Origin of the sequence: Dechloromonas denitrificans (assembly GCF_001551835.1) — a bacterium.
GTDB lineage: Bacteria > Pseudomonadota > Gammaproteobacteria > Burkholderiales > Rhodocyclaceae > Azonexus > Azonexus denitrificans.
The window spans coordinates 1-880 of record NZ_LODL01000025.1 but is presented as its reverse complement, the minus strand read 5'-3'; the positions used below and the strand labels follow the sequence as shown (position 1 = coordinate 880).

The 880-nt window shown below is 64.8% G+C and carries 2 protein-coding genes; both read left to right on the top strand.

Features of this window, described 5'->3' with window-relative positions; translation table 11 throughout:
• Positions 1 to 234: energy transducer TonB (locus tag AT959_RS14760; RefSeq protein ID WP_157651324.1), on the top strand; the 234-nt coding region annotated here is incomplete at its 5' end.
• Positions 235 to 236: 2 nt separating this feature from the next.
• The gene (locus AT959_RS14755; protein WP_240481855.1) at positions 237 to 803 is read left to right on the top strand and encodes a MotA/TolQ/ExbB proton channel family protein; all 567 of its coding nucleotides are present in this window, start codon (positions 237 to 239) and stop codon (positions 801 to 803) included.
• Positions 804 to 880 lie beyond the last annotated feature (77 nt).

Genomic DNA, 880 nt, shown 5'->3' with positions numbered 1-880 from the left:
TACCCGCCGCTGTCGCGCCGGATGGGCGAGGAAGGCAAGGTCATCCTGCGCGTCCTGGTCAATCCGCAAGGCACCGCCGACAGTGTCGACATCAAGACCTCCTCGGGCAGCGTCCGTCTCGACGAGGCGGCCCAGAAAACCGTTCGCAACTGGAAATTCATACCGGCCAAGCGCGGCGACACCGCCGTCCAGAGCTGGGTCCTGGTCCCCATCATTTTCAAATTGGAGCAATAAAAATGCAGGAAAACATTCAGGAAACGACGCAAAACGCCTTCGGTTTTGCCCACCTGTGGGCCAGTGGCGATGCCATTTCGCACAGCGTTGCGGTCATTCTCGCCCTCATGTCGATTGCCAGCTGGTACCTGATCCTGGCCAAGGCCTGGGACTGGTGGACGATGCGCCGCGCCGCGCAGGCCGTCGGCAAGTTCTGGGCGGCGACCAGCGTCGGCGAAGGCATCGAGCGCCTGCGCGAAGCTGGCGCCGACAGCCCCTACGCCCAGCTGGCCGAACAGGCCAACTGCTGCAACCATGAATGCGAAGCCGTCACCGGCCGCCTCGCTTCCCGCTTCGACCCGGCCGAACAGATGGAACGCGCCCTGCGCCAGCAACTGTCCGGCACCCAGGCCGGCATGGAAAACGGCCTGACCCTGTTGGCGACGACCGGCGCCACCGCCCCCTTCGTCGGCCTCTTCGGCACCGTCTGGGGCATCTACCACGCCCTGGTCGCGATCGGCAAGCCGTTTGCCGCCAACAGCGCCCAGATTCACCCGATGCGCGCCCGTGCCGCGGCGGAGGTGGCCTAAATGGCGATGGGCAGTTTCAATTCGCAAAGCCACCAGATGCCGACGGCGGAAATCAACATGACGCCGCTGGTCGACGT

Excerpts from the sequence above, each read along its gene's own strand:
- AT959_RS14755 (WP_240481855.1), top strand. The coding sequence starts at position 237 with ATGCAGGAAAACATTCAGGAAACGACGCAAAACGCCTTCGGTTTTGCC.